The sequence below is a fragment of the Chryseobacterium formosense genome (genome assembly GCF_900116415.1).
Lineage (GTDB): Bacteria > Bacteroidota > Bacteroidia > Flavobacteriales > Weeksellaceae > Chryseobacterium > Chryseobacterium formosense.
Map to the genome: position 1 here is coordinate 64995 of NZ_FPAP01000006.1, position 16922 is coordinate 81916.

15 protein-coding genes are annotated in these 16922 nt (G+C 33.9%); 8 read left to right on the forward strand and 7 right to left on the reverse strand.

The genetic code is table 11. The features are described 5' to 3' along the window. Window positions 1–76 precede the first annotated feature (76 nt). On the forward strand, window positions 77–2779 hold the full coding sequence (locus BM371_RS18515) for a hypothetical protein (RefSeq protein ID WP_034677582.1): 2703 nt from the start codon (window positions 77–79) through the stop codon (window positions 2777–2779). A 28-nt stretch (window positions 2780–2807) separates the two neighbouring features. On the opposite strand, the gene BM371_RS18520 is transcribed toward BM371_RS18515, so the two are convergent. Continuing rightward, window positions 2808–3152: a hypothetical protein gene (locus BM371_RS18520; protein WP_034677584.1), complete on the reverse strand. Its 345-nt coding sequence runs from the start codon at window positions 3150–3152 to the stop codon at window positions 2808–2810. Between the two features lie 162 nt (window positions 3153–3314). Here BM371_RS18520 and BM371_RS18525 point away from each other — a divergent pair, with 162 nt between their 5' ends. Beyond that, complete coding sequence (locus BM371_RS18525) at window positions 3315–3506, forward strand: hypothetical protein (protein ID WP_034677585.1); 192 nt, start codon at window positions 3315–3317, stop codon at window positions 3504–3506. Between the two features lie 134 nt (window positions 3507–3640). Next, window positions 3641–4684: a PA0069 family radical SAM protein gene (locus BM371_RS18530; protein ID WP_034678262.1), complete on the forward strand. Its 1044-nt coding sequence runs from the start codon at window positions 3641–3643 to the stop codon at window positions 4682–4684. A gap of 32 nt (window positions 4685–4716) precedes the next feature. Here BM371_RS18530 and BM371_RS18535 read toward each other — a convergent pair whose 3' ends face one another. Continuing rightward, the gene (locus tag BM371_RS18535; RefSeq protein WP_034677586.1) at window positions 4717–5667 is read right to left on the reverse strand and encodes an isopenicillin N synthase family dioxygenase; all 951 of its coding nucleotides are present in this window, start codon (window positions 5665–5667) and stop codon (window positions 4717–4719) included. A gap of 162 nt (window positions 5668–5829) precedes the next feature. On the opposite strand from BM371_RS18535, the gene menD reads away from it, so the two are divergent. After that, a complete protein-coding gene (gene menD / locus BM371_RS18540) occupies window positions 5830–7509 on the forward strand; it encodes a 2-succinyl-5-enolpyruvyl-6-hydroxy-3-cyclohexene-1-carboxylic-acid synthase (RefSeq protein WP_034677587.1) in 1680 nt (559 codons plus the stop codon). A 67-nt stretch (window positions 7510–7576) separates the two neighbouring features. On the opposite strand, the gene BM371_RS18545 is transcribed toward menD, so the two are convergent. Both BM371_RS18545 and BM371_RS18550 read right to left on the reverse strand, forming a co-directional pair. After that, window positions 7577–8203, reverse strand: coding sequence for an aminotransferase class IV (locus BM371_RS18545; protein WP_034677588.1), 627 nt, complete (start codon window positions 8201–8203; stop codon window positions 7577–7579). After that, window positions 8187–9164: an aminodeoxychorismate synthase component I gene (locus BM371_RS18550; protein ID WP_034678263.1), complete on the reverse strand. Its 978-nt coding sequence runs from the start codon at window positions 9162–9164 to the stop codon at window positions 8187–8189. The genes BM371_RS18545 and BM371_RS18550 overlap by 17 nt, the downstream gene beginning before the upstream one ends. A gap of 47 nt (window positions 9165–9211) precedes the next feature. On the opposite strand from BM371_RS18550, the gene BM371_RS18555 reads away from it, so the two are divergent. From BM371_RS18555 to BM371_RS18570, 4 genes are all read left to right on the forward strand, one after another. Continuing rightward, window positions 9212–9946, forward strand: a complete 735-nt coding sequence (locus tag BM371_RS18555; RefSeq protein ID WP_034677589.1) for a hypothetical protein — start codon at window positions 9212–9214, stop codon at window positions 9944–9946. Window positions 9947–10016: 70 nt separating this feature from the next. Then, complete coding sequence (locus BM371_RS18560) at window positions 10017–10754, forward strand: hypothetical protein (RefSeq protein WP_034677590.1); 738 nt, start codon at window positions 10017–10019, stop codon at window positions 10752–10754. Next, the gene (locus BM371_RS18565; RefSeq protein WP_034677591.1) at window positions 10751–11851 is read left to right on the forward strand and encodes an AI-2E family transporter; all 1101 of its coding nucleotides are present in this window, start codon (window positions 10751–10753) and stop codon (window positions 11849–11851) included. The genes BM371_RS18560 and BM371_RS18565 overlap by 4 nt, the downstream gene beginning before the upstream one ends. Before the next feature lie 14 nt (window positions 11852–11865). Beyond that, window positions 11866–12120: a DUF3820 family protein gene (locus BM371_RS18570; protein WP_051882938.1), complete on the forward strand. Its 255-nt coding sequence runs from the start codon at window positions 11866–11868 to the stop codon at window positions 12118–12120. A 31-nt stretch (window positions 12121–12151) separates the two neighbouring features. Here BM371_RS18570 and uvrB read toward each other — a convergent pair whose 3' ends face one another. From uvrB to BM371_RS18585, 3 genes are all read right to left on the reverse strand, one after another. Then, window positions 12152–14143 (reverse strand): excinuclease ABC subunit UvrB, encoded by a 1992-nt coding sequence (gene uvrB / locus BM371_RS18575; protein ID WP_034677593.1) that lies wholly within the window; start codon window positions 14141–14143, stop codon window positions 12152–12154. Between the two features lie 108 nt (window positions 14144–14251). Continuing rightward, window positions 14252–14998: a hypothetical protein gene (locus BM371_RS18580; protein ID WP_034677594.1), complete on the reverse strand. Its 747-nt coding sequence runs from the start codon at window positions 14996–14998 to the stop codon at window positions 14252–14254. Window positions 14999–15127: 129 nt separating this feature from the next. Next, window positions 15128–16921 carry a M56 family metallopeptidase gene (locus BM371_RS18585; RefSeq protein ID WP_034677595.1) on the reverse strand — a complete coding sequence of 598 codons (1794 nt, stop codon included), beginning with the start codon at window positions 16919–16921 and terminating at the stop codon, window positions 15128–15130. Between the last annotated feature and the right edge of the window lies 1 nt (window position 16922).

The window sequence follows — 16922 nt, forward strand, 5'->3', positions numbered from 1 at the left end:
TGGCAATTCAAATATTTTGTACCACATCAGTATTTGTACTCAATATTTTTTTGTTTTAAACTAAAAACTTACCACCATGAAAAAAAAATGGGTAAAAAAGCTTTTCCTTTTTTTAGGAATATTTGTCGGAGTGATTCTATTAGCGAATCTTGCTCTCAATCTTTGGCTTAAAACCCAGCTTCCTGATTACATCAAGAAAAATACGGATTATAAAGTTTCATACAAATCTTTGGATGTAGACCTTGGAACCGGAAATATTTTTGCAACCGGAATCACCGTCAACAATAAGAATCCACAAAATACAAACGTTATAGGTCTTCAGGGAACGATTGATACTTTAAAAATCAGCCGGTTCGGGATTTACGATGCAATATTCAATAAAGTTATAAGTTCTTCTGATCTATTATTGGCGAATCCTGATCTCAATATTATTTTGGCAAAACCTGTTGATAAAAAAACCGGAAAAAAAAGAAATCCGGTGATGTTTGAGAATATCAGAATCAATAAAGGAACAATCAATGTTTTTAAACATAACAAACAGAAATTTATAGGAGTCAATCAGCTTGATCTGTATGTAGAAAACCTGCAGATGACTGAAGAATCTGTTGAAAATAAACTTCCTGTAATTTTTGATCAATACAGAATTCGCGGAAAAGATTTTTTCTTTCAGCCGGATAACATTTATACCTTAAAAATCGATCAGATTACAACGACCAACGGACAAATGTATGTGGAAAACTTTCAGTTGATGCCTATGATTTCTTTTGAGCAGTTTAAAAAAACTTATCCTCAGAAAACTCAAATGTTTCAGTTCAGTATTCCCAAGATGAATTTTAAGGATGTTGTATTGGAAAAAAATAAGGTTTCGCTTGCCAATGCAGATTTTCAGAATCCTTTTCTTAAAGTGTATAAAACAGGTGCTTCAATCATAAAGAAAGATGAAAAAAAGCGCAGTTTTGAACTCAATTTAGATGATATTAAACTGAATAATGCCAAAATTCAGATTCTGAAACCGAATGAAACCGATCTTTTTCTTGCCGAAAATCTGAGCGTGAATGTCAATAAACTCGAATTTACCAAAGAAAGTTCCCAGGAAATCATACCCGTTTTATATAAAGATTTTAAAATTGCAGGAACTGGAATTCATTATAATGATCAGCAGAATATTTCTGTCGAGAGTTTTAGTTTGAATCCTAAAGGCGGACAAATTAAAAATATTATTGCAAGACCAACCCATTCGCCCGGAATGGGAATGGATTTTAAAACAAATCTTATCCAGTTTAATATCAATGATTTTAAGTTTGTAGATAAGAAATTAAACCTCGACGTAAAAGATATTTTAATTGATGGAATTAATGGTAAAATTGCAGCAGGAAAAGGTGTTCCGAAGAAAAAGACGGCGGTGAAAGGAATTCAGTTTCCTATTGTTGTTGGAAAAATTGCACTTAAAAATTCAAATTTAACATACGAAAGCAAAAATCAGCCTTTGACATTTAACGATCTGAATGCAACCGTAAATCAGCTTGAATTGGTTGAAAACAATGCGAAAAACGGAATGGCAGTCAAGATAAAAGATTATGACGTGACCACTAAAAATTTCATTTATAAAACAAAGTTCTATAAAATGAATGCAGCAAGTTTGGCTTTAACCAAAAACAAAATTGACATCAGTCAGTTTGCGATGATTCCTCTGGTTTCGAGAGCTCAGTTTATCAGAATGATTCCCGTGGAAAGTGATTTGTATGATATAAAAGTGAATCAGATTTCTGCGCAGGGAAATTGGGATTTATTTTCTGAAAACAAATCAATCAATGCAACAAATGTTACCGTCAATTCTGCAAATGCCAATATTTTCAGATCTAAAATTCCGGCAGATGATCCTAAGATAAAACCTTTGTATTCCAGAATGTTGAGATCGATTAAAATTCCGATGTATATCGCCAATCTTAATCTGAAAAATTCAATTTTAGAATACGAAGAAGATACTCCGAAAAGCAGCGGGCCGGGAAAACTGACATTCAGTAATTTTAATATGAACGTCAGAAACCTGAACTCCGCTAAGATGAAAGGAAAACCAACGCATGTGAAAATTAACATCAATACTACATTTATGAAATCTTCACCGCTTTCGGTAAACTGGGGATTTGATACTGCAGATCAGGGCGATCACTTCACCATTGCCGGAAATCTTGACAATATTCCTGCCACGGCTTTGAATTCTTTTGTAGTTCCTTATTTAAGCGTTTCTGCAACGGGAACCATTCAGCAGATGCTTTTTAATTTTAAAGGCAATCCAAAGGGAATTGGCGGAACATTCAATATTAAACATAAAGATCTTAAAGTTTCCATTTTAGATAAAAAAAGTAAAGAGAAGAAAGGTGTTCTGAGTGCTGTTGCTAATATTTTCATTAAATCGGATTCCGGTAAATTTCCCGAATCGGTTGTTGTAGAAGGAGTGGAAAGAGATCCTACGAAATCATTCTTTAATATGTTCTGGAAAGGTATTGAGGATGGTTTAAAGAAAACTCTGATCGGAATTAATGTTGATAAAACTAAAAAAACCGTTGAAGGAGCAGTCAATACGGTGAAAGATGTAAAAGGCGGCGTTCAGGACGTCAAAAAATCGCTGAATAATGCTAAAACAGATATTTCGAAGACTTTTTCAGACCCTAATACTGCTGAAAAGACAAAAGTTCAGTCTGAAACTGAAAAACCAAAAGAAAAGAAAGGATTGTTCAGAAAAGTATTTAAGAAAAAAGAAAATCCCGAAACTGAATAATTTCGGGATTTTATATGAAGGCGGTTTATTAATACTCGTCGCTTTCTTCAATAGGGATATTTCGTAGAAAACTGTCAAATTCAGGACCGGGATAGTTGCTTTCCGCTCCGTAAGAATCGATAATGATTCCGAAGTTTCGGTCATCTGCCTGTACAACGTACAAAACAACATTGTCGGCAGGATTGCTGTCACCTTCAAAACGGTATGTTTTAAGAATGGTAAGTTCCTCAGGCTTATAATTTTTTTCTGAATCTTCATATTTCATTTCACAGGATTCATTCATTCTAAATTCTTTGTGAATTCCTCTCTTTCTCAAAGTTTCCATGACCTGACTAAGGGTTGTCATTCTGTCTATATTGTCGGGATTTTCCATAATAATATTTTTTTACTGTAAGTACAATTATTAAACCATAAACCAATATGAAGACTATAATTTCATGGTAAGAGAAACGGATACATATTAACAAAAATTGTTACAATAATTTTTTAAAAAGGTACACTATTTGCTTGACCACATTACAAAATTGTAAAAAACATGAAAAAAGAAGTAGGAGTTTTGCTTGCCAGCGGAGTTGGTCTTTTGGCAGTACTGAGTTTTTTAAGTGTAAAAAAAATTTTAAGTAAAAAGCATAAAAAGTACAACGAATACTATTCGGATCATCACAGACACTTTGACAAAAAAAGTGACGAAGACGATCATGGTATTGAGTTTTACGCATTCAAATAAGAAGTAAGTAAAAGATATAAATTTTTTTAGAAGATCCGGTTTTTCAAATTTTTTGGAGCCGGATTTTTTTGTGGAAAACTTTAGTGTTAAAACTCATTATTTTAGAAAAAAACCATTCTAAATTTACAGTTGAAATGCAGAACGAAAATATCATAAAAGGTCAGGGTGCACAGCGAAATGTTATCAATCGTTTCGACAAATATACCTATGAACCTGAAGATGAAGATTTTGAATCTGTAAAAACTACATTCACCGAAGTTTTTCCTAAAACCATTGTCAATCAGGTGAAAAGCGAAGATTTACCGATGGAATATTCGATGAATCCTTATCAGGGTTGTGAACATGGTTGTTCCTATTGTTTTGCGAGACCCACACATGAATATTGGGGATACAGTGCCGGAATTGATTTTGAAAGAAAAATCATGGTCAAGAAAAATGCCCCGGAATTACTCGAAAAATTTTTCAGAAAAAGAGGCTATAAACCTGCGCCGATTTTGCTCTCAGGAAATACCGATTGTTACCAACCTGCAGAACGTCAATTTGAGATTACAAGAAAAATTCTGCAGGTTTGTCTTGATTATAGACATCCGGTGAATGTGCTGACAAAAAATGCATTGGCCTTAAGAGATATTGATATTTTAAAACCTATGGCAGAACAGAATCTGGTTTCCGTTTCACTTAGTATTCCTACAATCAATGAGGATTTGCGAAGAAAAATGGAACCCAGAACGAGCTCTGCAAAAAATAAACTCAAAGCCATAGAAATTCTCTCTGAAAATGGGATACCCACTCATGTCATGGTAGCACCGATTATTCCGGGATTAAACAGTGATGAGCCTTTAACTATTTTAAAAGCTATTTCTGATGCCGGAGCTCAAAGTTTTGGGTATACTTTGGTACGATTAAATGATACGGTAGAACCCGTTTTCATAAAATGGATTGAGACCGCTTTTCCCGACCGAGCGCAAAAGGTTTTGAATCTCATCCGTTCTATGCGCGGCGGAAAACTGGGCGACAAAAGAATGTTTGAAAGACAAAAAGGCGAAGGAAACATTGCAGAAATGATTCACAATACTTTTAAAATCGGCAGAAAGAAATTTTTTAAAGACAAAGAATTTCCTAAGCTTTCAACGGAGGGTTTTACTGGAACGAGGGAGCAGCAGTTGAGGTTGTTTTAAAAACAAAACCGCTCCAAAAGAGCGGTTTCAAATTATTTTTTAATCAATCCCAATTCAATTAATCGTTCATGCAAAAACTCTCCTGCCGTTGTATCTTCATACAGTTTAGGATGGTTTTCATCTACGCAGTTTTCTAAGGCATTCAACGACATTTCGCTTATCGGATGCATAAAGAAAGGAATGGAATATCTTGAAGTTCCCCACAATTCTCTTGGCGGGTTTACCACTCGGTGAATTGTAGATTTCAATTTATTGTTCGTGTGTCTTGAAAGCATATCTCCAACATTGATCATCAATTCATCTGGTTCTGCAATCGCATCAATCCAATCACCATTATGATTCTGAACCTGAAGTCCTTTTCCCTGAGAGCCCATCAAAAGGGTAATCAGATTAATATCCCCATGAGCTGCTGCTCTTACCGCATCATCTGGTTCCTGAGTGATTGGCGGATAATGAATGGGTCTCAAGATAGAATTTCCTTCTGCAATTTTATCATCAAAATAAAATTCATCAAGACCAAGATATAAAGCCAATGCTCTCAAAACATATTTTCCTGTTTTTTCAAGCATCTGGTAAGTTTTTTTACCCACTTCGTTGAACTTCGGTAGTTCATCAACGATTACGTTATCAGGATATTCGCTTTTGTATTTTGAATCATCCGAAACGTACTGCCCGAAATGCCAAAATTCTTTCAAATCTCCTTTTTTAAAACCTTTTGCAGTTTCTTTTCCGAAACCTACATAGCCTCTTTGTCCTCCGATTCCGGGAATTTCGTACTTTTGTTTGGTCTCTGTTGTGAGTTGAAAGAAGTTTTTTACTTCTCCATAAAGATCGTCTACGAGTTGGTCATCAAGGAAGTGTCCTTTTAAGGCTACAAAACCAATTTCTTCGTAAGCTTTTCCGATTTCATTTACAAATTTCTGTTTGCGTTCCGGGTTGTCCGAAAGGAAATCACGCAGGTCTACACTAGGTATTTTATCCATTTTATAGAAATTTTACGTGATGCTAAAATACATCTTTTTAAATTAAATCATTTTACAATTAATTATTTATAAACTAAATTTGTCTCATGAAATCGCAATGCCGCAATCGGTAAATAAATTCGGTAGAATCTAAGCGATTACATTAACAATAGAAATCTTCAAATGAAAAAATATTCTTCCAAAAGAAGTATTCAGGTACTTGCAAATCTTCTTCAGCAATATCAAATTTTAGACGTTGTCATCTCTCCGGGATCAAGAAATGCTCCTTTGGCGATTCATTTTTCGGAAATGGATGATTTCAACTGTTTCAGTATTGTAGATGAAAGAAGTGCTGCTTTTGTAGGAATGGGAATGGCGATGAGCGAGAAAAAACCGGTTGCAATTACCTGTACAAGCGGTTCTGCCGCAGTAAATTATTATCCCGCCATTACCGAAGCTTTTTATTCAAATATTCCTTTATTGATTTTAACAGCCGACCGTCCAACCGATTATGTGGATTTGTTTGACGGACAAACCATCAGACAAGACAATCTTTATCATCAGCATTCTTACGGTGATTTTCAATTGGTGGAAGATTCAAAGGATAATGCGGAGGAAATAAATTCAGATATTATAAAAAAGGCTATCGAGCTTTGTTTTGAAAAACAAGGTCCGGTGCACATCAATATTCCTTTGGAAGAACCTTTATACGAATTGGTTTCTGAGCTTCCAACCTTTCCGCAGGTGGAAAAAACTATTAAAAAGAAAGACTACGAAATTCCTTCAAATCTTGTCGCAGACTGGAATACTTCCCAAAGAATTATGATTTTGGTCGGAACGAGAGATTACAGTCCCGAACTGGAAAATCAGCTGACGCAATTGGTGAAAAACCATTCGGTGGTTGTTTTAACTGAGGCTAACTCAAATGTATATCACGAAAAGTTTTTCAGACATATCGACCGGTATATTTTTAATTTTTCGGAAGAAGATTTCAAAACATATGCTCCGGATCTGTTGATTACAATCGGACAGAATGTGGTTTCCAAAAAAGTAAAAATGTTTTTAAGAAATGCACATCCGAAACAGCATTGGCATCTTGATGAGGTTTGGCAACCCGATACGTATTTTGCCTTGACTCAGAAACTGGAGATTAAACCTGAACTTTTCTTTGCTAAATTATTGAATTTCATTAATCTGGAACCAAAACCATATTTTAATCTTTGGGATGTTTTAAGAGATAAAAAAGATAAAAAACACAAGGATTTTTTAAATTTAATTGAATTCTCAGATTTTTATTTCTTCAACAAAGCTTCACAAAGTATTCCGGAGCATTATAATATTCATCTCAGCAATTCTTCAGCAATTCGCTATGCACAGCTATTTGATTTCGGAAAAAGAAAGATCTACTGCAACAGAGGTACAAGCGGAATCGACGGTTCAACTTCCACAGCCATGGGATTTGCCATTAAAAATGCAAATCCGACGGTTTTGATTACGGGAGATTTGAGTTTTTTCTATGATATTAATGGACTTTGGAATCAATATATTCCGCCATTTACAAGAATTATTATTTTTAATAACGGGGAAGGAAATATCTTTAAAATCATTCCAGGACCAGGAAATGCAAACTCGAATACCGTGGATGAATTTATCGCAACAAAGCATCATAAAAATGCTGAGTTTTTAGCAAAGCATTTCGGTTTTTCCTATGTAAGAGTTGATGATGACGGAACTCTGGACCGCGTTTTTGAAAATTTCTTCAAACCAGATACTCATCCTAAAATAATGGAAGTCAACACGCAAGGCAAAACCAATGCTGATACGCAGAAAGCTTATTTTAATTTTTTGAAAGAAAGTAAGTAATTTACCCTCGCAGATTTTACAGATTACGAAGATTAAAAAAAAGAATCTGTAAAATCTGCGAGAGACATTAAATATCTAAATAATCATCATTTCCCGGAAGATTGATGATCTTATGAATCGGGTAAATGAACATGTCATCAAAATCATTCATCGCGTTAATCAGTTGAAAATGTGAATACTCCTTGATGTTTTGCATCGTGATCTCCGCTTCTTTGATCTTCTTCTTCTTTAAAAGATTTTGTCTTTGAACTCCATTTAAAAGATAAGTGAAAGGAGTAAACCAATCTTTTCCTTTTTGAAAAAGAATATTAGAAAAAGAAGTGTCGGTAATATGATTGTTTTTAACGATAATGATTTCTTCTGCCTTTGATTTCATCTTCATTTTTTCGAGCTCTTTACGGTCTTCAAATTTGAAAGAATAATCGTAGCTATTGTTTTCAACCAGTTGAAAATCCTGAATTTCAGGAATAGCATAAGGAATCATCTGTGTTCTGAATCTTTTATCAAGATCATAGACAATTCTCATTTTATAAAGACCATCTTCATCGTGCTCCAGATTTTTAAAAATTTTGGCAAGATCAATTGAACCTTCTTTCCCAAAGTGGGCGAAAGTCTCGTTTACACGTTTCTGATGAAACTCCAGCAGGAATAATTCCTGATCTTCTACTTTAATGCTTTCAATGAATTGGGACATAGATTTTGTTTTTCATTTCCTGATATTCGTCTTCTAATTTACTCATGTGTGTAATTCCGCCACCACTTTTGAAATAGAGCTCGTCGCCTTCTTTTTCGATAAAACGAATCATTACGCAACTGTCTAAGTTTTCGCCATCAAACCAACCGCAAACTCCGGTGTAAAAACCTCTGTCGAACCCTTCTGCTTCGAGAATAATTTCTAAGGTTTTAGGTTTTGGTGCTCCTAAAATTGAGCCAGCCGGAAGAAGTTTCTGCATAATGCTTCCAATCTTTCCTTTAAATTCAGGCTTTATGTTTCCTGAAATTTCCGAGCTCATTGCAAAAAGATCTTTCTGATGCGTTTTTAAAAAATCAATAAACTGAAATTTATCTACTTTCACATCATCGGCAACCATGCTCAAATCATTTCGTAACAGATCTACCACGGTATAATGTTCTGCCTTTTCTTTTTTATCATTTTTTAAAACTTCGGCAGCATTTTCCACAGAAGCATCAATCGTTCCTTTCATCGGATAGGTCAGAATTTTATCATCAATAATCTTTACGAAAGTTTCAGGAGAAAAAAATACGAAAAAATCTTTAAATAAAACTTTATATTTTGCCTTTGAATGATGAAAAATTTCTTCTAAACTTAAATTAGTTTCAATTCTTGTTTTTCGGGTGTAATTGGTTAAGTATGAGTTTCCTAGCCGGATATTGTCCTGAACATGGTCAAATCCTTTTCTGAAGCTTTCGAGTGTTTCCGGATAAGATTTCCATTCTGTCTTTTTGTGTAATGCTTCCTGTTTTTTTGTGTTCGAAAATGTTTGAAAATCAATAAGTAAGCCTTTTTCAGAAAGTTCGTTTTCTTTGCAGATTTCTACTTGGTCAACAAGAAAATCGATGATAAAGAAAAACGGAACTTTCTGCCGTGAAAGTTCGTCCATTTCCAAAAATTTTTGATGATTCGCTGAAAACATTCCGCAAAAGTAGTTATTGATGTTTACTTTTGCATAAAATTTTTTCAATGCAGGAGAACTATCCACAAAAACCGGGACTCGATTTTATTTTAAAGCAGGCTTTTTTTTACTGGAATAAAACTTTATTATACCAAATTTTATTTACGATAATTTACGGAACCATATTTTTTGCAGTTTCATTTTATATTATGCAGCGATTTGGGATTTATGATCAGTATGCTGAAGTTTTGGCAGATTATTCTAAAGTGGGAATAAGCGGGCTTGAAGAATTAAACGAAAAGTTAGCAGCAATAAGAAATACAGAGAATTTTGCTTATGCTTTGTATGGTTTTATGGCAGTTTCTGCTTTTTTATTTCCTATGAATTTAGGTTTTTTTCAGATTTTCAAAAAAATAGATCTGAAAGAAGATATCGGTATTGGCGATTTATTTGTGGGTTACAACGGGATCAATTTTTTCAGATATGTTTCTTATTTTGTTTTCTGGTATCTGGTTTGTGAGATCCTAAAAATTACAATTATCTTGCCTCTTTTCTGGATCATGGTTACAATTTTGGTGGCTCCTTTAATGTTCTTTCATAATAAAACAACTTTCGAAGCTATTTCGCTAAACTGGAAGGCTTTTAAAATGTATTTTCTTGAGATTTTAGTCTGTACGATCGTTGCAGTATTATTTAAGTACATCGGTTTTGCCTTATTTTTTGTTGGTGCTTTGCTTACTTTTCCTTTCTGGAATGCGATGATATATTCACTTTATAAAACAATTTTTAACGAAAAAAACTAAAGTTTTTACATTATCTGGTGTTTTTGTTCTTAAATAAATTAAATTTGAGAAACATTAAAAATTAAACACCATGTCAGAATTTAACGAATTTGATCAACAGGGCTCTGTTCCTGAAAGAAGTACAGGCTCCATTATTTCTCATGCTTTCGAAATGTATAAAGGCGTTTTTCTTTACGGTCTCGTGGCAATGATCATTTATCTTATAGGGGATTTTGTTATTCAGTCAATTTCCGGTTTCGGTTCCTGGACGAATTACAGTGATTTCAAAGATTTTGATGAAGATTCTTACAGAGAACTTTTACTTAATCGTCCCGGGGTAAGTTTATATTACTCATTTGCCGGAGTATTGAGCATTCTTCTTTCTCCACTTTATGTAGGATTAATTTACATTACCAATAAATTTAATACTAAAACTCCAATCGAGTTTACTGATCTTTTTATTGGTTACCGTCAGAATTTAGGTAATATATTGTTGTATAGTCTGATTACCAATATTATTTTATGGGTTTCTCTTGCATTGTGCTTTATTCCTTTTTTGTTTGTTTACCCTTTGTTTTTTCTTGGTTACCCAATTCTTTTATTTGAAAATACAAATGCAATGGATGCGATTTCCAAGACGTATAATATTGTAAAAGACAATTACTCTGTGTTCTTGGGAACAGCAATTTTAGCTGGATTAATTACATTTTCCGGTATACTGCTTTGTTGTATTGGTATAATTTTTACTTATCCTTTTATTTATATAGCCATGTATTCTGCGTACTGTGCATATTTAGGTAAACCACGACAAATAACATACAATAAATGACACCACACCACAAAGAAAACCAGATCAGCAGTGTAGTTATAAAGCAGATCTTTTTGCTAGCCATTATCTTGATTTTGGCGGCATTAATCTGTTTTAATCTTGCTATGTTTATTCCTTCTGTTTTAGGAGCAATTACCATTTATGTAGTCTGCAGAAAATACAATTTTTACTTGCAAGAAGAGCGAAAGTGGAAACCATGGGCTTCTTCTTTGGTTTTGATGTTGGCAAGTTTGATTATTATCATTCTTCCAATTTATTTTATTATTGATTTGCTGGTTGAAAAGTTGGGTAATGCACAAGCTTACATGGATAAATTCAATGTTTTCGTTGATAAAATTCATACATTTATTAAAAAAGAAATAAATGTAGATATTCTTAGCGAAGAAAACATGACAAAGCTGAAAGATTCGGCTGGACGTTTTTCTACAAAAGCTTTGAGCGGAACATTTAATACCCTGACTGTGATTATGTCAATGTATTTTATCCTCTATTTTATGTTTGAAAAGCCAAGGCTTTTTGAAAGGATCTTAGCTTCTGCGGCACCGTTGAAAAGAGCCAATGTATCTTTAATAGGAGAAAAAATGAGAAAGCTGATCATGGCAAATGCAATCGGACTTCCCGTTGTAGCATTGGGGCAGGGAATTATTGCAATGATAGGATATTTTATTTTTGGTGCGCCAAGTCCTATTTTATTATTTGCTTTAACGGCTGCAGCATCAATGATTCCGGTTGTAGGAGCTGCGATTGTATATGTTCCGATCTGTATTTTTATGATCGCTGAAGGGCAGACCGGGCCCGGAATTGGTCTCGGAATTTATTGCCTTATTGTAGTAGGTTTAACGGATAATGTCCTTCGTTTCACTTTGCTTAAAAAACTTGAAGATATCCATCCTTTAAATACGGTTTTCGGAATCATTATGGGGATGAGTCTTTTTGGGTTTATGGGATTGATTTTTGGGCCTATTTTAGTATCATTTACCTTGCTTTTGATTCAGGTATACCGGAATGAGTTTTCGGATGACGAAACTCCTGAACTCCAGCTTTCACAAAAAGATAAGAATGAAGATCTTGAAAATAAAATAGATTTAATAGTTTAAAAATGGAGCAGGGAATAAATCCTGAAATTTTACAGGAAATATGTGTCGTAAAAATGCCTTTTGGTAAGTATAAAGATACCATTTTAGCCGATCTTCCAATCAGCTATCTGGAATGGTTCCACCGAAAAGGAATGCCGCCGGGAAAACTGGGAATGCAGCTTTCTACGATTTATGAAATAAAATTAAATGGTCTAATGGATCTGCTGATCCCGATTCGTGGTGGAAAAGTGAATTATGAAAAACCTAAAACGAAGATTTATAAGTTTTAGAATTGGGCGGTTCCGTAGGAACCGCCCAAAATCAACTTTTCAAAGCAGCAATTTCATCTCTTAGCTTTGCCGCTTTTATAAAATCTAAATTCTTCGCGGCAGACTCCATTTCTTTTTGTTTTTGAACGATGATTTTCTCTACATCTTCAGAAGAATAACTTGCTTTTGTTTCGGCAACTTTTTGTACAATTTCTTTTTGAGTGTATCTTTCGTCTGGAAAATCTTTACTTCTTCCGACAAGATTTTCGGAGATTTTTTTATTTAATGCGGTCGGAACTTTGCCATGTTCTTCATTATAGGCTATTTGTTTTGCACGGCGATATTCGGTTTCATCTAATGTTGCCTGCATCGATTTCGTAATTTTGTCAGCGTACATGATTGCTCTTCCGTTGATATTTCTTGCGGCACGACCTACGGTTTGAATCATTGATCTTCTGCTTCTCAACATACCTTCTTTATCGGCATCCAAAATCGCCACCAAAGAAACTTCCGGTAAATCTAAACCTTCTCTTAGTAAATTAACGCCAATTAAAACATCAAATACGCCTAAACGAAGATCCTGCATGATCTGAATACGTTCCAAAGTTTCAACATCAGAATGAATATATCTTGTTCTGATTCCGAATTTTGTAAAATATTTCGTCAATTCTTCCGCCATTTTCTTGGTTAAAGTTGTTACTAAAACTCTTTCGTCAATTTCGGCTCTCTTATTGATCTCCTCCATTAAATCATCAATCTGATTAATAGTTGGTCGGATTTCAATAATCGGATCTAAAAGTCCTGTTGGACGAATAATTTGTTCAATATATTCTCCACCTGTTTTTTCCAATTCATAATCTGCAGGAGTTGCGGAAACATAAATGACCTGATTCTGAATGGCTTCAAATTCCTCAAATTTTAAAGGTCGGTTATCCATTGCAGCGGGAAGTCGGAAACCATATTCTACCAAAGCTTCTTTACGGCTTCTGTCGCCGCCATACATCGCATGAACTTGTGGAACGGTAACATGGCTTTCATCGATTACCATTAAAAAATCTTTCGGAAAATAATCTAAAAGACAGAAAGGTCTGGTTCCGGGAAGCCTTCCGTCAAGATAACGCGAGTAATTTTCAATTCCTGAACAGTAACCCAATTCTTTGATCATTTCAAGGTCGAGTTCGGTTCTTTCCTGAAGTCTTTTTGCCTCTAAAGGTTTCTCAATGGATGAAAAGAAATCCACCTGCTTTACCATGTCATCCTGAATATTTTTGATAGCTCCGTTCAATGTCTCCTTGGAAGTCACGAAAAGGTTTGCCGGGTAGATCTGAATCTGCTCAAAATTTGAAGTGACGTTTCCTGAAACAGGATCAAAACTCTGAATTTTTTCAATTTCATCTCCAAAAAACTGAATTCTTACACCATTGTCTGCATAAGCAGGAAATATATCAATCACATCACCTTTTACTCTAAATGTACCTCTCTGGAAGTCTCCCAATGTTCTGGAATATAATGCATTAACTAGAGAATGTAATAGTGCGGTTCTTGTAGTTTTTTCTCCGATTTCAAGCGAAATTAAAGATTTGTGAAATTCAGTAGGATTTCCGATACCGTAAATACATGAAACGGAAGCTACGATCAAAACATCTCTTCTTCCTGAAAGCAGACTTGCCGTTGCAGAAAGACGAAGCTTCTCAACTTCTTCGTTAATGCTTAAATCTTTCTCGATATAAGTTCCAGAACTTGCAATATAGGCTTCCGGTTGGTAATAGTCGTAGTAGCTCACAAAATATTCCACCGCATTTTCAGGGAAAAACTCTTTGAATTCCATGAAAAGCTGAGCCGCCAAAGTTTTGTTGTGCGCCAAAACCAAAGTTGGTTTCTGCACATTATTCACCACATTGGCAACGGTAAAAGTTTTCCCGGAACCGGTAACTCCCAATAAAGTCTGGTATTTTTCCCCGATTTCAATACCATTGGTCAATTTTTCAATGGCTCCCGGCTGATCTCCTGTAGGTTTATATTCTGATTGAAGATTGAATTTCATACTTCAAATTTAGGAAATAAAAAATGTTGGGAAGTAGAGTGAGGTCATAATTTTTTGTTTAAAAAACTTCTAATATCATTTCTAAATTCAATTGTTGAAATTTATTAACTATTTCATTGTTATTGTTTTCCATTCCATCACTGCTTCCCCATTTGTATTTAAATCTGAAATTTCTAAAAACTTAAATTTCCGTTTTGCCGTTTTCTTATAAAGTTTATGAAAATCTTTAAAAGCTTCATATTTTCCATTATTGGAATGAAAAGCAAATGTTGCTATTTGCTTCCATCTATTATTTTTAAGTGTCCAAATATTAATACTTTTAAAAACACTCGAGCAACTAGAATAATATTGTCCTATTTCGTTTCCTCCATCTTCGTCAATATCACCCATACTAAAAATACTTTCAGGATGGCAACAGTTTGATTCAGTTTGTATTCTCGGAATTATATTGTCGGTAAAATAATATGAATCACCTTCTTCACAAGAATTTAATGCACTCAATACAAATACGGAATCTGTCTTTTTATCATTATTTAAGTCTCCTAATTTATTAAATCCTTGGTTATAAAACTCACGGATTGTTTCCTTGCTCATTTTAATAGGATAGCAGTTATTTTTCTGGTTTTTAAAATCATATTTTAAAATATCTAATCTGAATTTTCCTTTTAAAATAGAGTCATTAATAAACTGAATATCATTTGAAACAATTGAATCTGAACCTTGATTTCCAATCGTTTCTTTTTTAGGACATATTTTCTCCTGAGGATTCGAGCTCATTACTACTCTCTTGTTTTCACCTTTTTTATTACATGAAGAAATAATGAAAAGAATAATTAAAAAAAAGAATGTTCTCATTTGATATTTTCAGACTGTAGATTATTCAAAAGTAAGATTTAAATACGAAAATTTTAATTTTAAAATAATAAAAAAACCGTAAAGCATCAACTTCACGGTTATAAAAAAATCTATTCGGAATAATATTTCTTATTGTGTTTTCTTATAAGTTTCAAAATTCATTGTTAATGGCAATTTGTATTGATAAGCCACGGTTTTACCATCTGCTATGGCCGGTTTCCAAGTTACATCCTGATTGGCTAGCTTTGTAACACGGTGTGCTTCACTGTTGAACTTTTCGTTTTCGCCTGATGCCTTAATGTCTCTTACTTTGCCGTTCTCGTCTACAACAAAGGTTATCGTTGTTTTTACAGTTCCTTCATCTCCTTTAAAAACAGAGCCATCAAAATTCGCTGCAACAAGACTTCTCAGCTTATTTGCTCCTCCCGGAAATTCTGCAGGCGTAAAATTGGCTTCTTCTCCATAAGCAACATCCCGTATCTTTTTTTCTTCAGATTTTTTAGCTTCAACATTTCGTTTTACGGGAATAGTATCTTTTCCTTTAATGAATGCTTTTGCTTTAAAGCCCATGAAGACCTTTTCTTTTTCATTTCGATAATCTTCAAAATATTTGTTTGTCATTAAGTTTACCTGATAAGGCTCCGGGTTTTTTGCACTTATTGCATTAGGATATCTTTTGCTTACAGATTGATGCGAAAAGTCTTGTGGCTTATACTTTTTAAGATTCTGATTTTGCGTTTTCTTACCATCAATCCACAAACCGTATTTCTTTGTGTTCATAAAATCATTGAGTTGATTTTCACTTACCTCTACTTTTTCAGATTTTTTTATATTGAAAAAATACAAAGGAGTTTCAGCCTGCTGTTCTTTTGTAAGCTTAAAATATAGTTCCTGCAACTTTACACGATCTTCTAAACTAATTTTTCTATCAAATTCAGCATATTTTTTCTGTTCCAAGAGATTACTATATTTTTTGATAATCTGGTTGTACTCGGTTGAAGGATCATTAGAAAATATTCCAGGAGTTGCCTTCTCCTCAATTTGAGCTGAAAAATCATGATTCTCTTTCGCGTAAGTTTTTTCTGCAAAAACGATTGCTAAAACAGCAAAAGCAGGAATCGCAAGATATTTTTTTGCTTTTGCAAATTTTGAATTTTTACTTGTCATCATTGTAAATCTTTTTTTAGTGTTATTAAAATTGAATTGGTGAATCAATGGGAGGTTTTGTTGTTTTAAAATTTCCTGTAAAATCATCTCCCGGTATTTTTTTACATTTTTATTTTGAGAGATTACGCTCTCATCGGCGATAAACTCATGGTTGTTGAGCATCGCTTTTTTGTAGAAATACACAAACGGATTGAACCAGAAAACGGCTTTTATAATTTCCACAAAAAGAATGTCTGCAGAATGTTTTTGTTTAATATGAATTTCCTCATGGAGAAAAATGGTATCATCAATTTTTGAATCCTTGAAATAATTTTCTGAAAGATAAATCGTATTCCAGAAACTGAAAGGGGCTAAGTCTTTTTCAAGGAGAACGATTTTTCTATTTTGATATATTAGATTTCTTCCCTTCAATCTTTTGATTTTCAAAACAGAATGCATCATTTTTAAAACTAAAATTCCTGTGATAATAAAGTAAGCAATTACCAAAAAATTTGTGAAATTAAAGCTTTCCTTTTGGTCTATAATCTGAGTTTCTAATATGGGCTGTCCGGTTTCTTCTGTAAAGACCGTCTCCTGATTTTCTTGTTGAAGCTGTTTTGTTTCAATCGTTGCGAAAGGAATGCAAAGTGAAAATAGCAAAGCCGATAATAAATAGAAACGGTTGAATATAAATGTTCTTTCTTTTGCCAGGAATAAATAATAAAGTCCCAGCAAAGCTCCTGAACAAAGGATCATTTTTAAAAGAATTATTTCCATG

Excerpts from the sequence above, each read along its gene's own strand:
- BM371_RS18515 (WP_034677582.1), top strand. The coding sequence starts at position 77 with ATGAAAAAAAAATGGGTAAAAAAGCTTTTCCTTTTTTTAGGAATATTT.
- BM371_RS18520 (WP_034677584.1), bottom strand. The coding sequence starts at position 3,152 with ATGGAAAATCCCGACAATATAGACAGAATGACAACCCTTAGTCAGGTC.
- BM371_RS18525 (WP_034677585.1), top strand. The coding sequence starts at position 3,315 with ATGAAAAAAGAAGTAGGAGTTTTGCTTGCCAGCGGAGTTGGTCTTTTG.
- BM371_RS18530 (WP_034678262.1), top strand. The coding sequence starts at position 3,641 with ATGCAGAACGAAAATATCATAAAAGGTCAGGGTGCACAGCGAAATGTT.
- BM371_RS18535 (WP_034677586.1), bottom strand. The coding sequence starts at position 5,667 with ATGGATAAAATACCTAGTGTAGACCTGCGTGATTTCCTTTCGGACAAC.
- menD (WP_034677587.1), top strand. The coding sequence starts at position 5,830 with ATGAAAAAATATTCTTCCAAAAGAAGTATTCAGGTACTTGCAAATCTT.
- BM371_RS18545 (WP_034677588.1), bottom strand. The coding sequence starts at position 8,203 with ATGTCCCAATTCATTGAAAGCATTAAAGTAGAAGATCAGGAATTATTC.
- BM371_RS18550 (WP_034678263.1), bottom strand. The coding sequence starts at position 9,164 with ATGTTTTCAGCGAATCATCAAAAATTTTTGGAAATGGACGAACTTTCA.
- BM371_RS18555 (WP_034677589.1), top strand. The coding sequence starts at position 9,212 with ATGCAGGAGAACTATCCACAAAAACCGGGACTCGATTTTATTTTAAAG.
- BM371_RS18560 (WP_034677590.1), top strand. The coding sequence starts at position 10,017 with ATGTCAGAATTTAACGAATTTGATCAACAGGGCTCTGTTCCTGAAAGA.
- BM371_RS18565 (WP_034677591.1), top strand. The coding sequence starts at position 10,751 with ATGACACCACACCACAAAGAAAACCAGATCAGCAGTGTAGTTATAAAG.
- uvrB (WP_034677593.1), bottom strand. The coding sequence starts at position 14,143 with ATGAAATTCAATCTTCAATCAGAATATAAACCTACAGGAGATCAGCCG.
- BM371_RS18580 (WP_034677594.1), bottom strand. The coding sequence starts at position 14,998 with ATGAGAACATTCTTTTTTTTAATTATTCTTTTCATTATTTCTTCATGT.
- BM371_RS18585 (WP_034677595.1), bottom strand. The coding sequence starts at position 16,921 with ATGGAAATAATTCTTTTAAAAATGATCCTTTGTTCAGGAGCTTTGCTG.